At 36.7% G+C, this 23137-nt stretch carries 24 protein-coding genes and 1 pseudogene; 12 read left to right on the top strand and 13 right to left on the bottom strand.

Translation table 11 applies throughout. The features are described 5' to 3' along the window. Nucleotides 1–80: 80 nt before the first annotated feature. The 3 genes from AC4G3K_RS15575 to AC4G3K_RS15565 all read right to left on the bottom strand — a co-directional run bounded on the left by AC4G3K_RS15575 (nt 81) and on the right by AC4G3K_RS15565 (nt 3007). The gene (locus AC4G3K_RS15575) at nt 81–1220 is read right to left on the bottom strand and encodes a zinc-dependent alcohol dehydrogenase (protein ID WP_491077938.1); all 1140 of its coding nucleotides are present in this window, start codon (nt 1218–1220) and stop codon (nt 81–83) included. A gap of 98 nt (nt 1221–1318) precedes the next feature. Next, the gene (locus tag AC4G3K_RS15570) at nt 1319–1738 is read right to left on the bottom strand and encodes a ferritin-like domain-containing protein (protein WP_491077937.1); all 420 of its coding nucleotides are present in this window, start codon (nt 1736–1738) and stop codon (nt 1319–1321) included. 714 nt (nt 1739–2452) lie between these two features. Continuing rightward, complete coding sequence (locus AC4G3K_RS15565; protein WP_491077936.1) at nt 2453–3007, bottom strand: general stress protein; 555 nt, start codon at nt 3005–3007, stop codon at nt 2453–2455. Between the two features lie 154 nt (nt 3008–3161). On the opposite strand from AC4G3K_RS15565, the gene AC4G3K_RS15560 reads away from it, so the two are divergent. Together AC4G3K_RS15560 and AC4G3K_RS15555 are read left to right on the top strand one after the other, a co-directional pair. Next, complete coding sequence (locus tag AC4G3K_RS15560; protein WP_491133869.1) at nt 3162–3479, top strand: DUF948 domain-containing protein; 318 nt, start codon at nt 3162–3164, stop codon at nt 3477–3479. A 286-nt stretch (nt 3480–3765) separates the two neighbouring features. Beyond that, nucleotides 3766–4127, top strand: a pseudogene (locus AC4G3K_RS15555) (VOC family protein). A gap of 102 nt (nt 4128–4229) precedes the next feature. Here the strand turns inward: AC4G3K_RS15555 and AC4G3K_RS15550 are convergent. Continuing rightward, nucleotides 4230–4859: an HAD family hydrolase gene (locus AC4G3K_RS15550; protein ID WP_491077933.1), complete on the bottom strand. Its 630-nt coding sequence runs from the start codon at nt 4857–4859 to the stop codon at nt 4230–4232. A gap of 299 nt (nt 4860–5158) precedes the next feature. On the opposite strand from AC4G3K_RS15550, the gene AC4G3K_RS15545 reads away from it, so the two are divergent. The 5 genes from AC4G3K_RS15545 (at nt 5159) to qoxD (ending at nt 9366) form a co-directional block, all read left to right on the top strand. After that, nucleotides 5159–5302, top strand: coding sequence for a BA3454 family stress response protein (locus AC4G3K_RS15545; RefSeq protein WP_491077932.1), 144 nt, complete (start codon nt 5159–5161; stop codon nt 5300–5302). Nucleotides 5303–5622: 320 nt separating this feature from the next. Beyond that, nucleotides 5623–6516: a cytochrome aa3 quinol oxidase subunit II gene (gene qoxA / locus AC4G3K_RS15540; protein WP_491077931.1), complete on the top strand. Its 894-nt coding sequence runs from the start codon at nt 5623–5625 to the stop codon at nt 6514–6516. A gap of 21 nt (nt 6517–6537) precedes the next feature. Further along, nucleotides 6538–8481 (top strand): cytochrome aa3 quinol oxidase subunit I, encoded by a 1944-nt coding sequence (gene qoxB / locus AC4G3K_RS15535; protein ID WP_491133868.1) that lies wholly within the window; start codon nt 6538–6540, stop codon nt 8479–8481. Next, nucleotides 8478–9074, top strand: a complete 597-nt coding sequence (gene qoxC / locus AC4G3K_RS15530; protein WP_491077929.1) for a cytochrome aa3 quinol oxidase subunit III — start codon at nt 8478–8480, stop codon at nt 9072–9074. The genes qoxB and qoxC overlap by 4 nt, the downstream gene beginning before the upstream one ends. 4 nt (nt 9075–9078) lie before the next feature. Beyond that, on the top strand, nt 9079–9366 hold the full coding sequence (gene qoxD / locus AC4G3K_RS15525; RefSeq protein ID WP_491077978.1) for a cytochrome aa3 quinol oxidase subunit IV: 288 nt from the start codon (nt 9079–9081) through the stop codon (nt 9364–9366). Between the two features lie 268 nt (nt 9367–9634). On the opposite strand, the gene AC4G3K_RS15520 is transcribed toward qoxD, so the two are convergent. Genes AC4G3K_RS15520 through AC4G3K_RS15510 form a run of 3 tightly spaced genes read right to left on the bottom strand, consistent with a single transcriptional unit; the run spans nt 9635 to nt 10732 of the window. Next, entirely contained in the window at nt 9635–10204 is a 570-nt protein-coding gene (locus tag AC4G3K_RS15520) for a manganese catalase family protein (protein ID WP_491133867.1), read from the bottom strand. A 19-nt stretch (nt 10205–10223) separates the two neighbouring features. Next, entirely contained in the window at nt 10224–10487 is a 264-nt protein-coding gene (locus AC4G3K_RS15515; protein WP_491077927.1) for a spore coat protein CotJB, read from the bottom strand. After that, nucleotides 10487–10732 carry a spore coat associated protein CotJA gene (locus tag AC4G3K_RS15510; RefSeq protein ID WP_491077926.1) on the bottom strand — a complete coding sequence of 82 codons (246 nt, stop codon included), beginning with the start codon at nt 10730–10732 and terminating at the stop codon, nt 10487–10489. The genes AC4G3K_RS15515 and AC4G3K_RS15510 overlap by 1 nt, the downstream gene beginning before the upstream one ends. Before the next feature lie 317 nt (nt 10733–11049). On the opposite strand from AC4G3K_RS15510, the gene AC4G3K_RS15505 reads away from it, so the two are divergent. Further along, nucleotides 11050–12192, top strand: a complete 1143-nt coding sequence (locus tag AC4G3K_RS15505) for a SpoIIE family protein phosphatase (protein WP_491077925.1) — start codon at nt 11050–11052, stop codon at nt 12190–12192. 304 nt (nt 12193–12496) lie between these two features. On the opposite strand, the gene AC4G3K_RS15500 is transcribed toward AC4G3K_RS15505, so the two are convergent. From AC4G3K_RS15500 to cls, 3 genes are all read right to left on the bottom strand, one after another. After that, nucleotides 12497–13342 carry a CheR family methyltransferase gene (locus AC4G3K_RS15500; RefSeq protein ID WP_491077924.1) on the bottom strand — a complete coding sequence of 282 codons (846 nt, stop codon included), beginning with the start codon at nt 13340–13342 and terminating at the stop codon, nt 12497–12499. Between the two features lie 18 nt (nt 13343–13360). Continuing rightward, nucleotides 13361–16123, bottom strand: a complete 2763-nt coding sequence (locus tag AC4G3K_RS15495; protein WP_491077923.1) for a response regulator — start codon at nt 16121–16123, stop codon at nt 13361–13363. A gap of 156 nt (nt 16124–16279) precedes the next feature. Beyond that, complete coding sequence (gene cls, locus AC4G3K_RS15490) at nt 16280–17734, bottom strand: cardiolipin synthase (protein ID WP_491077922.1); 1455 nt, start codon at nt 17732–17734, stop codon at nt 16280–16282. Between the two features lie 270 nt (nt 17735–18004). Here cls and AC4G3K_RS15485 point away from each other — a divergent pair, with 270 nt between their 5' ends. Together AC4G3K_RS15485 and AC4G3K_RS15480 are read left to right on the top strand one after the other, a co-directional pair. Beyond that, nucleotides 18005–18262 (top strand): hypothetical protein, encoded by a 258-nt coding sequence (locus AC4G3K_RS15485; protein WP_491077921.1) that lies wholly within the window; start codon nt 18005–18007, stop codon nt 18260–18262. A 63-nt stretch (nt 18263–18325) separates the two neighbouring features. Then, entirely contained in the window at nt 18326–18493 is a 168-nt protein-coding gene (locus AC4G3K_RS15480) for a hypothetical protein (protein WP_491077920.1), read from the top strand. A gap of 34 nt (nt 18494–18527) precedes the next feature. Here AC4G3K_RS15480 and AC4G3K_RS15475 read toward each other — a convergent pair whose 3' ends face one another. The 3 genes from AC4G3K_RS15475 to AC4G3K_RS15465 form a co-directional block, all read right to left on the bottom strand. Continuing rightward, nucleotides 18528–19250: an amino acid ABC transporter ATP-binding protein gene (locus AC4G3K_RS15475; RefSeq protein ID WP_491077919.1), complete on the bottom strand. Its 723-nt coding sequence runs from the start codon at nt 19248–19250 to the stop codon at nt 18528–18530. Further along, the gene (locus AC4G3K_RS15470) at nt 19247–19903 is read right to left on the bottom strand and encodes an amino acid ABC transporter permease (protein ID WP_491077918.1); all 657 of its coding nucleotides are present in this window, start codon (nt 19901–19903) and stop codon (nt 19247–19249) included. Before AC4G3K_RS15470 ends, AC4G3K_RS15475 begins: the two co-directional genes overlap by 4 nt. Before the next feature lie 71 nt (nt 19904–19974). After that, the gene (locus AC4G3K_RS15465; RefSeq protein ID WP_491077917.1) at nt 19975–20790 is read right to left on the bottom strand and encodes a basic amino acid ABC transporter substrate-binding protein; all 816 of its coding nucleotides are present in this window, start codon (nt 20788–20790) and stop codon (nt 19975–19977) included. A 237-nt stretch (nt 20791–21027) separates the two neighbouring features. Here AC4G3K_RS15465 and AC4G3K_RS15460 point away from each other — a divergent pair, with 237 nt between their 5' ends. Next, nucleotides 21028–21882, top strand: a complete 855-nt coding sequence (locus tag AC4G3K_RS15460; protein ID WP_491077916.1) for an STAS domain-containing protein — start codon at nt 21028–21030, stop codon at nt 21880–21882. A gap of 196 nt (nt 21883–22078) precedes the next feature. Continuing rightward, complete coding sequence (locus AC4G3K_RS15455; RefSeq protein WP_491077915.1) at nt 22079–23128, top strand: AI-2E family transporter; 1050 nt, start codon at nt 22079–22081, stop codon at nt 23126–23128. Nucleotides 23129–23137 lie beyond the last annotated feature (9 nt).

The raw sequence follows: 23137 nt of genomic DNA, 5'->3' as shown, positions 1-23137 counted from the left end.
ACATGTTTGCAATTGAACGCATTTAATAAAAAAACCAAGCATCCCCATTAAAGGAGTGAAGCTTGGCTTTCCTCTTGTTTTTATGGTTTTAAAACAACCTTCGTACAATCATCTTCATGTTCATTAAAAAGGGAATACCCTTTGGCTGCGTCTAACAGTGGTATTTTATGTGTAACAATTTCTGTAGGATCAAGTTTTCCTTCTTCAATCATTTTGTATAATCGAGGCATGTAGTGCACAACAGGAGCTTGTCCCATCTTCATCGTAATATTACGGGAGAAAAATTTCTCCAACGGGAACATATTATAAACGGATCCATAAACACCGGTAAGTTGCAACGTACCAAATTTCCTTATCGCCTTTGTTGCAATTTGGATAGCACTTAACGTCCCACCCTGCAATTTTAACTTTTGCTCTACTTTTTCAATTGTTGATTTTTTCCCGTCCATACCAACACAATCAATGACGACATCTGCGCCGCCCTGTGTAATTTCTTTTATATAGCTTCCTGTATCCTGATAATTATTGAGATTAACCGTTTCAACTTTATTCATTTTCTCGGCTTGTTTTAAGCGATAATCCAAATGATCAACGGCTATAACCCGTTTAGCACCTGCCATGAATGCAAATTTCTGTGTCATTAATCCGATTGGTCCACAACCAAGCACTACGACTGTATCATCAGGTTTTACTCCAGCATGCTCTACACTCCAAAGGGCTGTAGGCAGCACATCAGACATAAATAACAAAGACTCATCCTCTAATTCACAGGATTCTGGTATTACAAATGGCATATAGTTTGCAAACGGAACTTTTAAATATTCTGCCTGGCCTCCGGGATGATTCCCATATCGCTCTGTATATCCAAAATAACCGCCAGTATCTTGGTGTGGATTGGACTCAGTATGGTCGCATTGGCTTTCCATTTCATGCTGGCAATAATAACATTGACCGCAGGATACATTGAAAGGAATAACTACCCGGTCGCCTTTTTTTACTTTGGTGACCTCAGGACCGACTTCTTCTACGATTCCCATCGGTTCATGCCCGATAATATATCCTTCCCTTACCGGCATATTCCCTTGGTAAATATGAAGATCCGATCCACAAATGGCCGTGGAGGTGATTTTGACGATTATATCATCGTTTTTTTCAAGCTTTGGATCTTCTACTTCTTTTACTTCAATTTTTTTGGATCCTTGATACGTTACAGCTTTCATGTTCCATCCTCCCATTTAGTAAATTATTGTTAGTTTCCTTATTCCCAAATGGGAGGTCGCTTATGCAGAAAATATTAAATTATTTGCCCCATTGCTCCTTATTTATTCTTCATATAAAAGTAAAAGAACAAAACTGCGTGCTTTTGCTCGTCCTTAGCTGCACGTGTAAACAATTCTCTAGCCGCTTTATTAATAGTTCCTTCTGCTACTGAAAGGTAGAAATCCACAGTATATTTTTCATCTCTTAATGCTGTTTCAAGACCTCGTAGATAATCATCCTCGCAAGGTTCTATCTGCTTTGGCTTCGGATCAATCCCTGATATGCCAGTATAGAGAACTACCAGCTCTTTTAAATGGTTAATCTCATCATTTCTGATTTTCATTATTTGCTCTTGCTCTTCATCTGTTGGTGCTAGCTTAGCTAATTTTTCATAACACTTAATAGCACTGTACTCCCCGTTTATAGCCAATTGGGTCTGTTTTACTAAATTATTTATTGGTTTGGGTCTCGGTTTCATATTCCTCACACCTTCTTTTTATATAATCTATTTTATGCAAACCGCCACTTATTTTCCTTCTAGTCAGGAAATTATTACCATTATATTTTCAGGTTTTTGTTATTTAAATCCGGGTATATAAGAGAGGTAACGGATAAAATATACTCGTGGTTATCTACGGGACGTAGTTCCAATATAAGAAACATACATTTGACAAATAAATTCTTTGAGTATACAATAAGAAGATATAATTTTAAAGTAGTGACTTGCACATAGATATGTAAATAGATATGGCATTCTACAATTTATGTTTTTAGGAACACTTATTCACGCTGGATCGGCTTCGGAGCCGTAAGGATATAAGAGAGGTAGGGCTTATATCGTTTAAGTAAAAACGTCCAAGTGGAATAGATAACCGCGGCAATTTACATCATACACATAAATAGACACCAATAAATGACAGGTTGTTACTTCATTTCAAAATTATCTAATTAAATCGAAACGAATCAGGCTATTGCTTGGTTCGTTTTTTAATTATGAATAAATGAGGCTGGAATATATGGTTCAGCTAATAAAAAAAAACCGCACTATTTTCTAAAACTCTCAACCAGAGTTTGAATAGTTTGGTTTTATTGTTCTTCAGCTGTTATATACCTTCTAATTATTAGGCTTTAGAAGTGTATTTTTAATTCTGTCACAGCCTCGTTTTTCTTCAAAATAAGTGATTTAGTATACTTATCTTTTCTTATTAAGATCCTCATCGTTAACCGGATTGATCACGACTTTTACTTCGCGTTGTGCTTCCACTAATGAATCAACCGATTTGTCGTATCTGTCATGACCCGTGTATTTCTTTCTTGCTGCCGGATCAACTAAAATAAGAATTTTTCCTTTTTCCACTTCTGTAGCATATTCTGCTGCCGTTTCTTTAGGGATTCCCAAACCAACCAGTGCACCCGTCAAGCCACCTGCACCTGCACCAGCTGCAATGCCTCCCAATGTCGTGGCAATCGGCCCTGCTGCAACAATCGGCCCAATTCCTGGAATCGCTAATGCACCTACACCAGCAAGTAATCCTGTTAGTCCTCCCAAAATTCCGCCAGTAGTTGCACCCGCTGCCAATCCAGTATCTACATTTGTATCCGTTTTAGTTGTAATATGTTCAGCCTTTTTCTCATCCTTAACCACTACGGAAATATCTTCTTTTTTATAGCCCTGCTTTTGTAAATGTTCAACTGCTCGCACAGCATCCTGTCCGGTATCATAAACACCAATAACATCTTTATCCATTCTAATCATCCTTTCTCTAAAAAGTTAATATATGGTTTTAATACCCACCTGAGCTTTTATTAATCATATATTAGATTAAATCATATGTTACTTACCGTATAAATATGGGTAAGATATAGTTAAAGTAGGAATTTTTTTCAAAGGAGGTTTGGGCATGATAATCGTTTGGATTAGTATAGGAATTATCATTGGATCAATCGTATATCTTGGTATAAATGCTTTTCGAACCTTTAAGGAAGCTAAACCAACCATTAATGAGATACAGGCAACCGTTACACGAATACAACAACAAACGGATGGTATTAAATATGAAACAGATCTCTTATCAAAACAGCAGCAAACTATTATGAGCGATGTTGAATATAAAAAAAGCGCCATTACCTATCCGATCAACCAAGCAAAAGGGATTGTCCCTTCTGCAAAAAGATTATGGAAGAGTACGCCTGTAGCTAAATTAATCTCTAATAAATGATAAATGCATTACTTTACTCCGTGAAGGTTTATTTAGATTAGGAAACCATTAAAACGCATTTGAATTCACCTATGAATTTAAATGCGTTTTAATTATTTCATCAGAGTCATCAGAAGAACTAAAATACCGCAAAATATCTAAATAAAATCTTGAGTAATGCTTATCAGCTACGATAAATAATCTATATTCTTATGTTTGTATTTATAAATATATAATAAACGAGAATAGATAATGAGATATTTTTCCAAAATTATTCAATAACCATTTGTTAAGGGAGGCCTATTATATGATATTGGGTATACACCACGCTCAGATCACAATTCCAAAAGGCGCTGAAGAAGAAGGGAAACATTTTTATTGTGAAGTTCTCGGTCTTGTAGAAATAGAAAAACCTGATTCACTAAAGGGACGCGGAGGATTCTGGTCACAGCAGGAGATAGAGATATACATATAGGTACAGAAGATGAGGTTGATCGATTAAAAACTAAAGCTCATTTAGCATATCAAGTAGATGATTTATCCTACTGGGAAAAGGTTTTGGAGAAACAACATATTCAGACGGTGAAAGGGGTACCCATACCAGGATTAGACCGTTTTGAATTTAGAGACCCCTTCGGAAACAGAGTGGAAATGATACAAGTTATTTAATACCACACCCTGTGTTTAAGGGAAAAATAAAGGCTCAGGAATTTTCCTAAGCTCTTTTTATCGTACTTTGTGTCTTCGATTCTTTATTTCTCTCATCGTATTTTATTTGAAAATTTCCAATAAATCTTTCAAGGAATAGATATGGTAATCAGCATCATCTAGTTCACCAGCACCCGCATATCCAAAATGGCAGGCCACTGCCGGTATACCATGCTCTTTTGCAGCATCAATATCAGACGACCGGTCTCCAATCATAAAAACATCAGATTTATTTAAATGCTGAAAGTGTGCCGTTAGAATATCCCCTTTCTTTCGGCCGCCTACCCCTTCAATACACAATGGTTTATGAAATAAATCGCTCATTTGCTGCGAGTTCAGTATTTCATTTAGATAAGCCGTTGAACAATTACTTGCTGTTGATAAAATATGCCCTCTTCTTTTCAGTTCAGTTAATACTTCTTTGGCAAAGGGAAGCAGTACATTCTCATTTTTCAATGTTTGCAGTAATTTTTCCTCAGAATCACTCTGAATCGAGATTGCCTCTTGCTCTGTTGCATCAGGAGCCAAAAGTTCCCAAAACTCCTTACGCGGCAACCCAAATGCCGATTGTATCTTTTTTGGCTCAGGCACCTTCAAATGAGGATATTTCTTGATTTTAGCTTGAATTATAGGTATACTCAATCTCGTTGTCTCCACCAACGTACCATCTAGATCGAATAATAATATAGACAAAATAATCCCTCCGAACTTTTATTGAAATAATAGGAAGAAATATATGGAGTTATCCTAAAAATTGTTATATAATTCCTTTAACCTCTCAATTTATTCCATCGGCCAATTACTAAGTTTATTTTTATTCAAAAAAGGGAATAGTAATATATCCTCTTGACTGACAAACCGTCCATTAAAGAAAAACTTCTCTTCACTTATACTCTAAAACCTTGGAAAAACACCAATATTTTAGATCCACCAAAAGATGCACTTAGATGCGTCTATTAAACATTTTAAAAGAATAAAAGGAGTAGAATTATATGGTAAATGTTACAGTCTTAATAGATTTCATGGGAAAATGCTATCAAACAAATGTCCTTGCACCGCGAGATACTGATGAATCAGAAATTAAACAGGTAGCCTATGAGCAAGTCCGTAAGCAATGGACACCAGTAGCTAAATAAGTGTTTCTTTTTATAATTTTAAGCTATCGATTCTAATCGGTAGCTTTATTTATTTTCAATTGATCTTCTTATATTACACTTTTATTTCTCCCCTATTTTGTAAGATTCAAACACCTCAGGAGTAATTTCAACCTATTATCAAATTGTTATCTAAAAAAGTAAAATCCCCCTGATATCATCTTTACCCTTTCTCAAAATTCCCAAATAAAACCTTGTTAAATATAAGGGTTATCATTTGAATTTTGGATATTTTAAATCTTATCATAATAGTATAAATACTTTATCAATATAATAAAAATCATTCAAGAAAGGAGACTATCATGAAGAAAAAATGGACTTTATTCACTATGTCTTTGGCAACTTTATTGGCACTGGCAGGTTGTGACTCTTTAATGGTATTGAACCCCAAAGGGCCACAATCAAAGATTCTTTCCGACACAATTATTTTTTCAATGATTGTGATGGCTATTATCTTAGTGGTTGTTTATACCCTTTTCATTTATATGATTGTGAAATATCGAGCATCTAAACAACCTATTGATTATGTCCCGCCATACGAAAAAGGAAATATATGGTTGGAAGTTATTTGGACTGCCATTCCTATCCTTATTGTAATAGTCCTATCAGTAGTTACTGTCATAACCACCTTCCAAGTGGAAAGTACACCAGCTGGATATGAAGACGAAGAACCTTTGGTGATTTATGCATCTTCTTCCAACTGGAAATGGCATTTCAGCTATCCAGAAGAAGGAATTGAAACGGTCAATTATGTAAACATTCCAACCAATCGTGAAATTGAATTTCGTCTATATTCCTTTGGACCAATCACTAGCTTTTGGGTTCCACAGCTATCAGGTCAAAAATACGCAATGAGTGATATGGTTACGACCTTAAGAATCGCAGCAGACGAACCAGGTTCTTATTTTGGGCGAAATGCAAACTTTAGTGGTGAAGGCTTTGCACAGATGGAATTCGAAGTATTAGCCCAGTCACCAGAAGAATTTGATGAGTGGACAAAAGAGGTTCAGGAAACAGCTGATCCTTTAACTGAGAAGGAATTTAACAAGCTGCTTGATATGGAAGTAATGGGCAGAGCTACTTACACTTCCACACACCTTGATTTCAGTCCGGCTCCTGTATGGCCATTCCATGAAAACAATGATGATGCAATAGATGGCACAGATACAGAAACGGATGAACACAATCATGAATAAATCAGGAAAGGAGATTTGACCATGAAATGGGATGAATTTTTTGTAACTGGCGATCCACTCATATATGGAGCAATGGTCAGTATAGTAGTAGTCATGCTGGCAATCATCATCTTTCTAACCTATACCAAAAGATATGGTTGGCTGTGGAGTGAATGGTTAACAACGGTAGATCATAAACGCATTGGTATCATGTATATACTTTCTGCGTTCCTTATGTTATTTCGCGGTGGTGTTGATGCTTTAATGATGCGTCTACAGCAAGCGACACCAAATATGGAGTTTCTTCATTCACAACACTACAATGAGGTATTTTCTACTCATGGAGTCATTATGATTCTTTTTATGGCCATGCCATTTGTACTGGGAATGATGAATATTATAGTTCCTTTACAAATTGGAGCCCGTGACGTTGCTTTTCCGTCGCTGAACGCCTTAAGCTTTTGGTTATTCTTTGTAGGAGCTATGCTTTATAATTTATCGTTTATCATTGGTGGATCTCCAGATGCAGGCTGGAGCGCCTACTTCCCTTTGGCAAGCAATGAATTCAGTCCAACTGTTGGACACAATTATTATTCAATCGCCATCCAGTTATCCGGTCTCGGTACACTGATGACGGGGATTAACTTTATCGTAACTATTATTAAAATGAGAGCACCAGGTATGTCCATGTGGAAAATGCCGGCATTTACTTGGTCAGCTTTGATTACATGTATTATTATTTTGTTCGCTTTCCCTACCTTCACCGTGTCACTCGCCCAAATGATGTTTGACCGATTATTTGGGACACAATTTTTCTCTACCACAAACGGTGGTATGGACATGCTTTGGGCAAACAACTTTTGGTTCTGGGGACATCCTGAGGTATACATCGTTATCTTGCCTGCTTTCGGTATTTTCAGTGATGTCATCTCTACTTTCGCACGTAAAAACCTTTATGGATATAAATCAATGGTATTCAGTATGATTGCCATCTCGTTACTATCATTCCTTGTATGGACCCATCACTTCTATACAATGGGACACAACGCAACAGTAAATAGTGTATTCGCAATTGCTACAATGGCTATTTCTGTACCAACAGGTATTAAAATTTTCAACTGGCTGTTTACTCTGAGAAAAGGAAAAATTGTATTCCCTACAGCCATGCTATTCTCACTAGCCTTTATACCGATTTTTACAATCGGTGGTGTTACAGGGGTTATGCTGGCGATGTCCAGTGCAGATTATCAGTACCATAATACCATGTTCCTGGTGGCTCATTTCCATTATGTATTAATTCCAGGTACTGTATTTGGATTGATTGCAGGAACGTATTATTGGTTCCCAAAAGTTTTCGGCTTCCGATTAAATGAAAAAATAGGAAAAATTAGTTTTTGGATGATTGCAATATTCTTTAATGTGACATTCCTTCCGCTATTCTATTTAGGCTTGGACGGTATGGCACGTCGGATGTATACCTACTCCGAAGCAACAGGCTACGGACCACTGAATTTAGTAGCAAGTATTGGAGCGGTAGGTTTAGCAATCGGCTTTGCACTGGTTATCTATAATATTATCTATAGTGCATTCAAGAGTCCGCGTGACAGACAGGCAGACCCATGGGATGCACGTACATTAGAATGGTCTATTCCTAGTCCGGCACCTTTTTATAATTTCGCTGTTATGCCAAACGTTAAACACGTGGATCCTTTATGGTATTCCAAAACCCATAATGAACCGCTTTATGAAGATGAAATACAACCTATCCATATGCCAAGCAATACAGGAAAGCCAGTCATTATGAGCATTTTCTTCTTCCTCTCTGGTTTTTGCTTAGTATTTAGCTGGTGGATTCCAGCTATTATATTTGGGATTGGTGTATTCGTCACGATGGCTGCTAAATCCTTTGAACGAGATCCTGGCTATTATGTTTCTGTTGAGGAAATAGAAGGAACGGAAAAAGTATTGAGAGGTGAAAAACTATGAAGATAGACTCTTCTCTTCCATTGGAATATAGTACAGAACAAAATCAATTAAGAATCTTTGGATTCTGGTTATTCCTTGGTGCTGAGATTGCCTTATTTTCCATGTTATTTGCAACCTATTATACGCTCTTTAATGGTACAGGTGATGGCCCTACAGCAAAAGAAATTTTTGAAATTAAAGGCGTAATTATTGAAACCATTGTCCTTTTAACAAGCAGCTTTACTTGTGGTCTCGCTATTCATAGTATGAGACTTAATTTGAAAAAACCGATGATTACATTCTTTATTATTACCATGCTGCTCGGTCTTGTCTTCCTTGGTGTAGAGATCTTTGAATTTATGACCTATATTGAAGAAGGCGCAACCATGCAAACAAGCGGTTTTCTATCCAGCTTATTCATGTTGCTCGGCACACATGGAGCCCACGTAACGTTCGGGCTATTCTGGGGACTATGTATTCTGATTCAAGTCATACGAGAAGGATTTACTGCAGATACAGCTAATAAATCATTTATCTTTTCTCTATATTGGCATTTCCTTGATGTGATTTGGATTCTCATCTTTAGCTTCGTTTATTTGAAGGAGATGATATAGGATGATCAAACAACTATTTCCAGTTAAACATGTTTTAGGATATGTTATATCTTTAATTCTAACAATCATTGCGCTATCTGTAGCCTTTTATGACATATCCTTTACGGCCGGAATGGTAATCCTGTCCATAACCGCCATTATCCAAACAGCTGTACAACTCTTCATGTTCATGCATGTAAATGAATCGAAAGATAAGAAAATACTCTATCTCAATCTAATATATGCGATATTCGTTGCACACGCTATTATCTTTGGAACCATCCTAACCATGATCTGGGGCCATTCCCACTAAAAAGCTGAAGGGCCTTGCTCAGCCGCGACAAGCATAAGAGGAGTTGCGTAAGGAGAGCGCTCTTTCTCTCCTGCAGCAGCTACACTTATGTCTCGAGCGGCTAGGCCCTGAAGCTGGATTAACTAAAAAGCTGATGCGACTGTATTAATGAACAAAGACTAAGGACGCCACATCGTGTGGCCATGTCTTTGTGACCAACATCCTGTTGGCCTCAATCAAAAAATCCTGTGTGTTCAAACACAGGATTTTCATTAGCTATATGCCTCGCTTAAAATACTTTTTTTCGTTCTCTATCATCTGTAATAATTTGTACAGCCTCACGGAACCGTTGAGAATGAACGATTTCTCTTTCTCTTAAAAATCGTAAACTATCATTTAAATCAGGATCATCTGACATATTAATAATCCATTGGTAGGTAGCTCTTGCTTTTTCCTCAGCCGCAATATCCTCATATAAATCTGCAATTGGATCTCCCTTTGCCTGAATATATGCGGCCGTAAATGGAACACCAGCAGCATTATGATAAAAAAGAGCAGAATCATGATCAACATAGTGCTCTGCCAAACCGGCATCTCGCATCTGCTCTGGAGTAGCGTCTTTTGTGAGTTTATAAATCATGGTGGCTATCATTTCTAAATGGGCGAACTCCTCCGTGCCAATATCGTTTAACAACCCCACCACCTTATCAGGAATGGTATATCGTTGATTCAGGTATCTAAGGGCTGCCGCCAATTCTCCATCTGCTCCTCCGTATTGTTCGATTAGATACTTGGCTAATGTAGGATTACATGTACTGACTCTGACTGGATATTGTAATTTCTTTTCATAGAACCACATGCTGATATCACCTCATCTATTATATTTGCCAAGGCCACGGGTTGGTTCCCCATCCCCAAGTGGCATCTGTATAACTGTTCCCAAATTGTTGAAGCGGTCCGAATTTCTTTTCGAATTGCTGTTTAAGCTTTCTGCTTTGATGAGAATACTCATTAAATTGCTGCATGGTATCCACGTCTTTAGGGTGCGTGTCTAAATATAAAGTTAGCTCTACCAAGGCAAAGTCGATTGCCTGAATTTCCTCTAATAATTGATAATATTCATCCGGTAGTTGCGGTTTCATTAAGGCTCCTCCCTTTTATGTTCATATGGGTTTTCATAATAGTCATAAAAAACAGGCCAAAGGGTTCCCTTGAAAAGCGCTTCTTTCGGAGAATATTGCGGCAAGTTGGGAGGTTGAAACCCAAGAAATAAATTAGGTGGAGTAGAATAGTACTTCTTGCCAATTGGTCTGCATGGATCAAATCGACTGTGAAAGGGTGTGTAAGATTTCATATAAGATTTCTCAGGTCGATCTTGTTCAGTCATGGTTGCACCATCCTTTTTAAAATTCATATTCCTTTCAGGCTATGAGTGAAGTAGCCAATTTATTACGAACATTTTTCATAGAGGTTAAGCCTCCCTTAGAGACTATATTTTTCATTTAATAAAAGATATATAATCTAAAAGACATGCAAATAACTCTTGATCTTTTTTGCTTCTTTTTCATTCCTACCTTCAGCCCATTTTTTTAATTTAATAAAAAGTTAATAATAGTTATCATAGTTTCAACTATTTGTATTTTAAGTAAAAGTGACATACCATAATTAATATAAGATTTAGTACTGTAGAAGATGGGTGAAAGAATGTCAATACTTGTCGTTGATGACAATAAAGTAAATTTGTTTGTTATAGAGACCATCTTAAAGCAGGCAGGCTATAAAGAAATAGCACTGGCAAAATCTGCAAACGAGATGATTCATATTTTAGAAGAAGATTTAAGTAAAAATCATGGGAGAAGTTCCTATAATTTGATTCTATTAGATATCATGATGCCTGAAATAGATGGAATAGAAGCCTGCAGGAGAATTACTGCAACGGTGGAATATAAAGATATACCGGTTATATTTGTGACCGCATTAGGCGATACACATAAGCTGGCAGAGGCATTGGATGCCGGCGGATCGGATTATCTAATGAAGCCTATTAATAAGATAGAGCTTTTGGCTCGTATACGTGCTGCACTTCGATTAAAAGAAGAGAAGGATTGGCATAAAAATCAGGATGAAAAAATAAGCTACGAACTCGATCTTGCCACTAAAGTGCAGAGGAGTTTGTTAAGTGAGCCTATAATTAATGAGCAAATTAAAATTACCAGGTCTTATAAGCCATCTTTTAATCTGGCGGGTGATATGTATTATTGGCAACAAATTGATCAGGACCGCTATGCTATATTTATGTTTGACATGATGGGGCATGGAATACCCGCATCATTGGTATGTATGTATATCTCCTCTATTCTTCGTGAAGCGGTACGTAACCTGGTGGATCCTGAGAAAGTTATTCTTGAATTAAATCGATGCATGACTTTACTTGAGGAAAAAACAAAGTTAACATCTTATTACTTAACAGGTATTTATATATTAGTAGATACCAAATCCAAAACGATTCAATATGTAAATGCCGGCCATCCACCAGGCTATCTTTATATCGATGGGAAAGATGTAATCGAAATGGGTCAACGAAACACTGCTGTAGGCTTCTTTGTCGATATGCATATAAACAAAATAACTGTTCCTTATACAGATAGTTTTCAGGCGTTACTATTTACTGATGGTGTTGCAGAAGCTATTGATGACAATGAAAATATTGCGTTGGCACATTTGAAAAAGATCGCCAAGCATCCATGGACAGAACATGAAGCAATGGCTCCATTAAATATTATCCTTCCTGAAGAGAAACAAGCCAATCAACACGATGATATGTGCGTGATTCTCGTTAGAGGTTAATATAGCTTTCTAAATGTTTATCATAAAAAGACAAAGACACAGGTTCCGTATATGAATCTGTGTCTTTGTCTTTTTTGATGGAGGAAGTAGTCGATTAAAAATTAGATTACGGACAAACATTGAGCATAAAATTATTAGTTGCTATTAGTGAGCTGATTACTTTTTTCCTTACTCCCTAATATTCATCCTATCCGGGTAAAATAAAAAGGAGACCCAACTGAGCTGATTCCAAAAGTTAGATGATAAAACCAACTTTCGGGACACAGTCCAGAACTGGAGTCTCCTTTTCATTTTTCAAACCCTATTATGAATGTAATTTTTTTCGATAAAGACGCTGATTAATATCTAATTCCATATACGTATCAGCCATTTCCATAATCTTAAGGGATTCTTTGTTACCAAGTCCCAAAAAGCCACCAGGGCTTAAGCTCTCATCAAATAGCTGGAATACTTTCGCCTGCAACTCCAATGTGAAATAAATAATGACGTTTCTGCAAATTATCACATGGAATTCATTAAATGATCCATCCGTCACTAAGTTATGCTGTGCAAAAACAATATTCCTCGATAAGGAAGGTCGGAAATATGCATATTGCATGTCCGTCTTATAATATTTGGAAAAAGCATCCACCCCACCAGCCTGCAAATAATTTTTCGTGTAAGATTGCATTCTTTTTAGGGGAAATGCACCTTGGCGGGCTTTTTCAATGACTTTTTCATTCATATCAGTCGCATAAATTTTTGTTTTGTGAGCCAGTCCTTCTTCTTCCAAGAGGATCGCCATTGAATATACTTCCTCACCGGTTGAACAACCCGCATGCCATATGCGTATTTCTGGCAGATCCTTCAATCTGGGAACAATCTTCTTACGAAAAGCATAAAAGAAGTCTGGATCTCTAAACATGTCAGTAACATTAATTGAAAAGTCACTCAGAAGATTATTTACATACCCTTCTTCATGAATCACTCTTACTAGAAGGTCGGAAATAGTAGTCAGGTGATCCTTATTAAGTCGATTTTTTATGCGGCGAGCAATTGAAGAACGCATATATTCACGGAAATCGTACCCTGTCATCCGGTAGATTGCCTCTAGCAATAAGTCAATTTCTAAATTCTCGCGTTCCTCCAAAGATGAGGGATACACCAACAATAAGCAGCTCCTTTCTCCTTACTTCGTTAACCAAACAGACATTACCGAATATAGCTGTTCTAAATTAATTGGTTTGCTGATGTAGTCTGTTGCACCAGCTTCCAAACATTTTTCTCGATCTCCCTTCATTGCTTTAGCTGTTAATGCAATGATAGGGATAGATGTAAATTCAGGATTTGCACGTATATGTCTCATCGTATCATATCCATCAAGCTCAGGCATCATAATATCCATAAGAATCATGTCCAAATCACCTTGTTCCTTAATGATATCAAGACATTCTCTTCCATTCTCGGCAACTATGATTTGAACACCTTTACTTTCAAGTGCTCTTTGGAGAGCAAATATATTACGATGATCATCATCCGTAATTAATACCTTTTTCCCTTTAAAGACATCCAGTATTTCCATTTCTTCTTCCCGAGGATCCACTACTTCTTTTTGAACAGCAATTTGCTCCATTACATCATTTGCAATTGGCATATGAATAATTTCAGCATTCTCTTTACTGTTTCTATTAGTCATTCCATTCGGTAGATTCGGCAAGTACACAGTAAACGCACTTCCAACGCCCTCTTCACTTTCTAAGGTCACGTATCCGCCTAGTAATTTTGTAAATTCGCGGCATATCGATAATCCTAATCCAGTTCCCCCATATTTACGGGCTGTTGCTCCATCTGCTTGCCGGAAGGCCTCAAAAATAATTTGCTGTTTAGCAACTGCAATACCAGGACCAGTATCGGTTACAACAATTTTCATCCAGAAATCCGTTTCCGTAATACCATCAAGCAGTTCTTTCTCTCGAGTGTTTTTCACTTTTTCCAGCTTGACCGTAACTGAACCTTTGTCCGTAAACTTCACAGCGTTGGATAATAAATTCTTTAAGATCTGCTGCATTCTCTGTTCATCCGTATAGAAGATGGATGGCAGGTCATTCTCTTTTTCAATAACCAATTCCAGGCCTTTTTGTTCTGCCTGAGGAGAAAAGACCCTTTCTAAACTTTCAATAATCTCATATACATTGGTCTCATTAAAGAAGACTTCCAGTTTACCAGCCTCAATTTTAGATAAATCTAAAATATCATTAATAAGTGTCATTAAATCATTACCAGACGTATGGATCACTTTTGCAAATTCTTTTTCATCCTCTGTATATTCACCCGGCTCTTTTTCTGCAAGCATTTCAGATAAAATTAAAATACTATTCAGAGGAGTTCTTAATTCATGAGACATATTCGCAAGAAACTCAGATTTGTAATTTGAACTTTGAAGGAGTTGTTCATTTTTAACCTCCAGTTCCTCTTTAGAAATCTCAAGTTCTCTTGATTTCTGCTCGGCTTCCAGATTACGTTCTTCCAATTGTTCATTAATCATGCGCAATTCTTCTGATTGCATCTGAAGTTCTTCAGATTGGGTTTGTAATTCTTCTGCCTGAACCTGCAATTCTTCAGTCATAGCCTGTGATTCATTTAGCAGTCTTTCTACTTCCATCCGACCAAGTACACTGTTTATAGCCATACCTAGATTATCAAGCATATGGTTAATTGTTTTTAACTCAAGATCAGTAAAACCTTTAATACTCGCAAACTCCAGTACAGCTATTACCTTATGTTCATATAAAACCGGAGCAATCACAATCGACTTCGGTTTTATTTCTCCCAGCCCAGTTTTAATCAGTTTGTAATCTCCTGGGACATCATCAAGTAATACAACTTCTTTATTAGCGACCGACTGGCCGATTACGCCTTCACCAAGACTAAATCCATCACGCCCTCCATCACCATAAGAGGCAACTTTATAGAATTGGTGATCTTCATTTTCATTTCTTAAATAAAAGGCTCCCAATTCCGCTCCCATGATTGGCGTGATTTTATTTATAAATTCATCGGCAAGCTGCCCAACCTTAAAGATTCCCTGATACATTTCCGCAACTTCGGCAACTTGTGTTTGCACCCAGCTTTGATTCATGATTTCCTGAGTATATTCTTTTTCGTTTCTACTAAATGTCTCTAGTGATGCTGACATCCTATTAAAAGCAGATGCGATTCGACCAATTTCATCCTCTACTTTTACTTCAATTCTTGGCATAGTGGTCGTATCACTTAGATCTACATTAGTAATCACTTTTGTAATTCTGTTTAATTCACGTGTAGAACTCATGATTACCCAATAAGCCAAAAGTAACGTCAGAACAATTGTAATGATTAAAGAACTGACAATAATCGTCTGCATTTGTTCATATTTTTCATCGGCACGCACCAGTGCGTCATCCATAAGATCTTCTTGGAAGTCAACAAAATCGGCAATTACACCAAGCACATTATCACTTGCTCTGTCTTTCTCTGCCCTTAGCACTTCATAGCTAGTGACCCCTTTTTGCATATCAGTCATTAATTGAATTTCCAGCTTTGTATAGTTCTCATATGATGCACGGAACTCCGCCAATAAGGCTTCACCTTTTTTCGTATTCGCGATGCTTTCCAGTTTTCTATAACGGTCTTCAATATAGATATGATTTTGATCGATTGTTTCTGAGGCCTCGCTTAACTCTTCTTTACTCGGAGTACTGGAATCCTGCCCCAGTAAATTAAGAGTACGTTCCGACTCTGCAAAATTTCTTTGAATATCATTAATATAACTAACCTTTTGATATCGATCATCCACTATTTCAAGTAAATCTTCTCTCGAGCTGCTCAATCTTGCGTCAATTATAACCATCAATGCAATAATGATTACTAATATTGTGCCAAAGCCAACTAAATTTTTTTGCTTAAATGTCATTCATGTACCTCTTCCCTGTTCCCAATGTCTACTATCTATTTACAGGACTATTATTAGAAATATTTAAAGAACACACCAATATTATACTGTATTACCATAATAAAAAGACACTAACTCGTCCTAGTGTCTTTAAAAATAGTACTTATTTACTCTTATTTATAAAACAGGGGATAATAATCTGGATAATGACTCTTTAAATCGAATGAAAAGCGATCGATTATTATAAATTTCTAATGTCAATTCATGGCAGTGCTTTAAATCAGCATCAAATGTATCCTTTAAACGTACCGCTGTCTCTGCATGATAAATAATGGCGTTTACTTCAAAATTCAACCGGAAACTTCGCACATCAATATTAGCTGTTCCAACCGTCGCTAATCGATCATCTATCACCATCGTTTTAGCATGCAAGAATCCATTTTCATATAAAAAAACTTTTGCACCGGCCTTTAGTAGTTCTCCTACATAAGAATAGGTGGCCCAATAAACAAATAAATGATCCGGCTTATTTGGTATCATTACTCTGACATCGACACCGGACATAGATGCGATTCTGACTGCATCTAACACACTGTCATCTGGTATGAAATATGGTGTCTGCAGATAAATATACTCTTTTGCATCCAGTATCATACGAATATAACTGGTTTTAATTTGTTCCCACTCAGAATCAGGTCCGGATGTAACAATTTGAAGTCCAACGCCCTTTTCATTATGTTTGAGACTGTATCTGAAGTAATCTTCTGTCCATTCCATTTTATCTCCAGAAGCCTGCGCCCAATCCAGTAGAAAGCGCGACTGCAAATCATTTACTGCATCACCCCAAATTCGTAAATGGGTGTCTCTCCAATAACCAAACTTCGGGTTAAGTCCCAGATATTCTTCACCGACATTGAATCCGCCAAGATATCCAACTTTACGGTCAATGATGACGAGCTTCCGATGGTTTCGGAAGTTAATTCTGAGATTGATAAGTGGTAATTTCCCAGGAAAGAATGCTTCTGCATGACCACCAGCTTCTTCTAATTTCTTAATTCGTTTTTTTGAGATCCTCCTGGAACCGGCATCATCATAAATCAGCCGTATTTCTACTCCTTCTTTAGCCTTTTCAATCAAAGCATCGAGCAGCCTGTTACCATATGTATCGTTTTGAATAATGTAATATAGTACATGAATATGATACTTGGCATTCGCAATATCATCAAATAGTGCGTTAAATTTATCTTTTCCATCCGTAAAAATTTCAATATTATTATCATTGGTGTACACGGAATTATCCGTTTTCATATTCATTAAAATCAAATCTTTATATCTCTGAGGTATAGAAGTATTAAAAGGCTCTTCCATATTTTTTAAGTTTTCTTTTTGTTTGGCGATCCGTTTCTCCAAATAATCATAGCCACGTTTATCCCATGTGAATATTTTCCTTTTACTTAAATTCTGCCCCAATACAATATACAGAATAAAGCCTCCAATTGGAATAAAGCTTAGAACCATTAACCAAGCCCACGAAGCACTGACATTACGCCTTTCTAAAAAGGTTATCGTTATAGCAAATATAAGATTGATTATTATTAACAATTGCCACATAAAATTATTAATTATATCCATTTATCTACCTCTCCAACTGAAACATTGTCTTTACTTCTATAAATATTATAACGATAAAGAATAAAAAAACATACAGAACTATATTGATAACAAAAAGGCAACCAAATTCAAGAGGTTGCCTTTTACACTTTGTTAATCTCCTATATTATACCAATTAATGAACGTAATATTCACTATATGACGCTTTAAAACAAAAGCTCATGGCAACGCTTCTTATCATTCTCCAAGTATAGAAAGAAAGATTTCAGGCAACTTAAGAGTAAATAATTCTTGAGTAGAAAAGGAATGAGTCAATTGCCGAGAAACAGAGATAATGTCCATGTTAATCCCGAACCAAATCCAGATGGGAAACAGGAATCGATAATAAATGATCCAATGGGCAATCAAATGGGTGTGGTTAATGGCAGCCTGCAGCCCGGGTTTAACCAAAGCCAAAACCCTTATCATGTCAGTGATAAAAAGGAGACCCCAGAATCGATAAAAGGATTCGAGAAATTAACCAGAGGCAGAAAATCAGATGAGTTCTAATCTTGATGTTACGGCTTATAGGGGATATTATTAAGGAAATCCATTTAAGGAGTTTATTATAATATGTCTAAAAAATTAAGTCTTCAAGAGGCAATCAAACAAAAACTTGCTTCCAAGCAACAATCAACTCAAGCCAACAGCCATGTAAACGGACCTGTCAAAAAAACGAAAGAATTGCAAAGCCAATTGACAAAAAAACCAAACAATCAACGTAAACGGACCGGTGTATAACGATTCAGGGACTGCAATTGCAGTCCCTTTGTCATTATAAAACTTTACTCAAAAATAGCTTTGTCCGATTGTGTTGCGGATTTTCAAATAAGCTTGCTGGGTCATTTTGTTCAACGATATATCCATCATCCATAAAAATAACCCGATCTCCAACTTCACGTGCAAACCCCATTTCGTGCGTGACAACTACCATTGTCATTCCGTCACGTGCCAGTTCTTTCATGACTTCCAGGACCTCTCCAACCATTTCAGGATCAAGTGCTGAAGTTGGTTCATCAAACAACATAATTTCTGGCTCCATTGCCAAAGCACGTGCGATCGCTACCCTTTGTTTTTGTCCACCGGATAATGAATCCGGATAGGCATTTTCTTTATCTGAAAGCCCTACCTTTTCGAGAAGCTCCAAACAATGCTTACGCACTTCTTCAACGGGAATCTTCTTTACTTTGGTAGGAGCCAGCATTAAATTTTCCAAGACCGTCTTATGGGGAAACAAATTGAAATGTTGAAAAACCATCCCCGTTTTGGTTCGAACCATATTAATATCTATTTTTTTATCGGCAAGATCCTTCCCATTGATGATGACATGCCCATCCGATATGATCTCCAATAAATTTAAACATCGAAGAAAGGTAGATTTGCCCGAACCTGAAGGACCAATCACTACCACGACTTCCTGGGGTTTAATCTTTAACGATATGTCTTTTAATACCTCATGATTTCCAAAGCTTTTTTTCAAATTCCTCACATCTATCATGTTGTCTCCAGCCTTCTTTCCAATCGATTTAATAGCAAGCTCAAAGAAAGCGTAAGGATGAGATAAATAAAGGCAGATGTTAAATAAGGTTCCCACACCCGATAATACTCAGTCGCCATGGCTCTGCCCCAATACGTTAGTTCCGGTGCCGCGATAACAGCGGCTATTGAAGACTCCTTTATTAATACAATAAACTCGTTCCCCAGAGGAGGAATAATGCGTTTGAACGCTTGCGGCAAAATAACATATCTCATCGCCTGACTCTGAGACATTCCAAGTGACCTGGCTCCTTCCATTTGTCCTGCATCAATCGATTGAATACCCCCTCGGAAAATCTCAGCTATATAAGCAGCTGCATTTAGGGACAAGGCGAGAATGGTTGCAAATATGGCATTTGTTTCGCCGGTCAATGCTGGTACCACTCCAAAGTGTACTAACAGGAGTTGAACAAATATGGGTGTTCCACGAAAAAATGCTATATAACAATTTAGGGGGATAGATAACCATTTTCTTTTGGTCAATCTGCCAAGACCGATAAGTAAACCAAGAATTGATCCAATTAAAATTCCGGCTATTGAAAGCCCAATTGTATAAAGCGTTCCTTTCATTAACAATGGAGCATAAATTTGAATAATATCCCACCTAAAATCCACACCTGTTCCCCCTCTAGACAAAGATTGCGTAGCACAGTTTCCCTGCGATACGCAATCCTCTCACGGTTTCTTTATTTTGATTGCTGAGCTTTTAACGTCTCAAGATCCGGTTCAATTCCAAACCATTTTTTATAAATTGTTGTATATGTTCCATTTTCGATAATTTCTTTTAACGCTTTATCTACGGAAGCTCTATCTTTACTATCCTTTGGAAACATTAAACCATAGTACTCATTGTCAAATGCTTGTTCATCCTTCACTACAACAAACTCATCCTTAGGATTATTTTTAGCGTATTCCTCGACAACACCATTATCAGCTACTACGGCTTGCGCACCGCCTTTTTTCATATCCATAATTGCCAATACGGTTGTTTCAAATTTTTTAATATCTTTATGGTTCTTGCCCACTACTTTTTCAACTGCAAATTGACCTGTAGTACCAGTTTGAACGGCAATTTCCTTGCCTTTCAAATCCTCTGCAGATTTAATATCACTTCCTTCGGGGACAAGAATTTTATTAGTGGATAAAAAATATGGCAAAGAGAAGTCATATGTTTTTTTCCGTTCGTCATTAATTGATATCGCTGACATCCCAAAGGCCGCCCTCTTGCTTTTAATCTCGACAAATAACGGATCCCAGCCAACATGCTCGATTTTTACTATAAAACCCGCTTCCTTCGCTATCGCATTAACAATATCTACATCAAACCCAACGACTTCACCTTTTTTTTGAAATTCAAATGGTGAATAGGCCGCGTCAGTCACTACTCTTAACGTTTTCTTTGCGTCACCTTCGCCGCTCACGTTTTCTTCCTTCGTTCCGCAAGCTGCAATGACAGCCATAATAGATAACATGATTATGGTTAAAAAAAATCTCTTTTTCAAAATGACGCCCCCTTTATTTAATTATTCAGAAAAGTCTATGAATAACATTATAAGGTTGGCTGTGAAAATACGCAATTTAATTTTGAATTTTTTGTATATTTAAACTTTAAAAGGAAAAAGTATCTATTTATTAAAAATAATCCATATTTTACTTTGATAATTGAGAAATAATCAATTGTGTTTTTCTTTTATTACAAGCAAAATATTTAATATAGACAGTAAAGGAAAGAGGTCAGTATGGAAAACAAATCGAAAGCTTTGTATGATTATTTGATTACTCATTCAGATAAAATAATTGAAGACTGGTATTCACGATTGCCAAAATCTAATGAAGCTGATTATTCTCTTAAAGCGCCGATCCATACAGTCACAGCATTAAAGAAACAATTTAAAGAATACTTACATATAGTTGCAGATAGCCTGTTTCAATCAGAAGAAGAACGGGATTTTATAGTAAAAGAACGCACGCTCTCTGTTGCACATGTACGACTTGATTCTTGTACTCCTTTAAGCGATTCTATTAATGCTGCTGGTTTATTAAGAAGAGTGGTATGGGGATATGTTAAAAAATTTATTGAAAATACCAGTATAAAAATTAGCTTTGAAGATATTTTTTACTGGGAAGAGAGGCTTAACTCGACCATTGATCAGCTAACTCACAGCTACACAGAACATTATATAAACATTTTACTAAAGCGTATTCTCTCACAATCTAATCTTATTAATGAATTAAGTTCTCCTGTGATTAAATTAACCAAAAACATCGGCTTGTTGCCTATTGTAGGTAATATTGATTCAGCCAGAGCTCAGGTTATTAACGAAAGTACCCTTCAGCAAAGTGCCGATACTCAAATTTCAACATTAATTATCGATTTATCTGGAGTGTATATCGTTGATACTATGGTCGCCCAGCGCCTTTTTCAAATGATAAAAGCACTTAAACTCATCGGTGTAAAGGTAATTATGACAGGAATTCGGGCAGAGGTTGCCCAAACAAGTGTACAGCTTGGAATTGATTTTTCAAGTATTCAAACAGAAAGCAGTGTTAATCAGGCTTTTACTAAATTAGGGCTCATCATTGAAGATATGTAATTTTATCTTTCTCGCCACACCACATGTCACATCCATTATATATATCCATATCAAACAGCGACTTGTATTCCTGAATTGGTGTAGTCGCTGTTTTTTTATAAGGTTGCTTACCATCTATTTTTCTTGCCTGAGAGTATATTCTTCGCATTTATGGGTATAGTTCTAGCAAACGAAATTATAGATTCGGGGGATTCTTATGTGGATTAATAAACCTTTTTATAAATATGCCACTGCTACAATTCTGATATTGATTATTATCTACTTATTTGGAAAAATTGATTATTTTATGTGGCCCTTTCAAAAACTGATTATAACAATCTTTTTTCCTATTCTGATAGCCGGGCTTCTCTATTATATCTTGAGACCTGTCGTTCAATTTTTAAGTAAATATATGCCCATCACGCTCAGCATTCTTCTCCTCTATCTGGTAATAGGCGGGATAGGTTATAGTGCGGTCCAATTTCTAGGGCCGAAGATTGCTTCTCAGAGTGAAGAACTCATCCATAAAATACCTGAAAAAGTAGAAGAATCAAAGGATATGTTAAGTGAGAATACCTCAAACTACGTATCAGTGGATAAAATTCTCCACTATGCAAAAGAATACTTAGACTCTTTTCCAAAGCTATTATCCGATCATGCTATAACTATTTTTTCAACTGTCAGCAGCATTATCACTGTTCTCTTGATTGTTCCTTTTATTGTATTTTACTTTCTTAAGGATGGACATAAACTTAGACCCTTTTTATTAAAACGTATTCCTTCTAATGTAGAAGAAGAAGGCAATCGTATCTTAATGGATGTCGATAAAACCTTATCCACCTATATTGTTGGTCAATTTATTATCGCCATTGTCGATGGTTTCCTGATGTATATTGGCTATCTTATCATTGGACTTGATAATGCGTTAATTCTGGCTGTTTTTGCAACCTTACTGACTGTAGTACCTTTCCTTGGTCCATTTCTCGGAACCATCCCTGCGATAATATCAGGGTTATTAATTAGTCCGTTTACCGCCTTAAAAGTCCTAATCGTCTTTGGGATTGTCCAACAACTTGAGGGGCATCTCGTTACACCACAAGTTATGGGCAAGCGCCTGGATATTCATCCCTTAACGGTTATATTATTGCTCCTTGTAGCAGGTTCCCTATATGGATTTATTGGCATTCTTATTGCCATACCTACTTATTCTGTTGTGAAGGTCATAGTAAAGAATTTCATAAAATTTTATAAACTGCGTACTACTTAAAGTAGCTGA

It is taken from the genome of Bacillus sp. z26 (genome assembly GCF_058313635.1).
Note: the sequence above shows the minus strand (reverse complement) of the source record. Positions and strands in the feature narration are given on the sequence as shown.

What these genes read in the sequence shown, in the direction of transcription:
- AC4G3K_RS15575 (WP_491077938.1), bottom strand. Translation starts at nt 1,220, where the DNA reads ATGAAAGCTGTAACGTATCAAGGATCCAAAAAAATTGAAGTAAAAGAA.
- AC4G3K_RS15480 (WP_491077920.1), top strand. Translation starts at nt 18,326, where the DNA reads ATGTCTAAAAAATTAAGTCTTCAAGAGGCAATCAAACAAAAACTTGCT.
- AC4G3K_RS15460 (WP_491077916.1), top strand. Translation starts at nt 21,028, where the DNA reads ATGGAAAACAAATCGAAAGCTTTGTATGATTATTTGATTACTCATTCA.
- AC4G3K_RS15560 (WP_491133869.1), top strand. Translation starts at nt 3,162, where the DNA reads ATGATAATCGTTTGGATTAGTATAGGAATTATCATTGGATCAATCGTA.
- AC4G3K_RS15475 (WP_491077919.1), bottom strand. Translation starts at nt 19,250, where the DNA reads ATGATAGATGTGAGGAATTTGAAAAAAAGCTTTGGAAATCATGAGGTA.
- AC4G3K_RS15520 (WP_491133867.1), bottom strand. Translation starts at nt 10,204, where the DNA reads ATGTGGTTCTATGAAAAGAAATTACAATATCCAGTCAGAGTCAGTACA.
- AC4G3K_RS15455 (WP_491077915.1), top strand. Translation starts at nt 22,079, where the DNA reads ATGTGGATTAATAAACCTTTTTATAAATATGCCACTGCTACAATTCTG.
- AC4G3K_RS15495 (WP_491077923.1), bottom strand. Translation starts at nt 16,123, where the DNA reads ATGACATTTAAGCAAAAAAATTTAGTTGGCTTTGGCACAATATTAGTA.
- qoxC (WP_491077929.1), top strand. Translation starts at nt 8,478, where the DNA reads ATGAAGATAGACTCTTCTCTTCCATTGGAATATAGTACAGAACAAAAT.
- AC4G3K_RS15505 (WP_491077925.1), top strand. Translation starts at nt 11,050, where the DNA reads ATGTCAATACTTGTCGTTGATGACAATAAAGTAAATTTGTTTGTTATA.
- AC4G3K_RS15545 (WP_491077932.1), top strand. Translation starts at nt 5,159, where the DNA reads ATGGTAAATGTTACAGTCTTAATAGATTTCATGGGAAAATGCTATCAA.
- qoxA (WP_491077931.1), top strand. Translation starts at nt 5,623, where the DNA reads ATGAAGAAAAAATGGACTTTATTCACTATGTCTTTGGCAACTTTATTG.
- qoxB (WP_491133868.1), top strand. Translation starts at nt 6,538, where the DNA reads ATGAAATGGGATGAATTTTTTGTAACTGGCGATCCACTCATATATGGA.
- AC4G3K_RS15570 (WP_491077937.1), bottom strand. Translation starts at nt 1,738, where the DNA reads ATGAAACCGAGACCCAAACCAATAAATAATTTAGTAAAACAGACCCAA.
- AC4G3K_RS15565 (WP_491077936.1), bottom strand. Translation starts at nt 3,007, where the DNA reads ATGGATAAAGATGTTATTGGTGTTTATGATACCGGACAGGATGCTGTG.
- AC4G3K_RS15510 (WP_491077926.1), bottom strand. Translation starts at nt 10,732, where the DNA reads ATGACTGAACAAGATCGACCTGAGAAATCTTATATGAAATCTTACACA.
- AC4G3K_RS15515 (WP_491077927.1), bottom strand. Translation starts at nt 10,487, where the DNA reads ATGAAACCGCAACTACCGGATGAATATTATCAATTATTAGAGGAAATT.
- cls (WP_491077922.1), bottom strand. Translation starts at nt 17,734, where the DNA reads ATGGATATAATTAATAATTTTATGTGGCAATTGTTAATAATAATCAAT.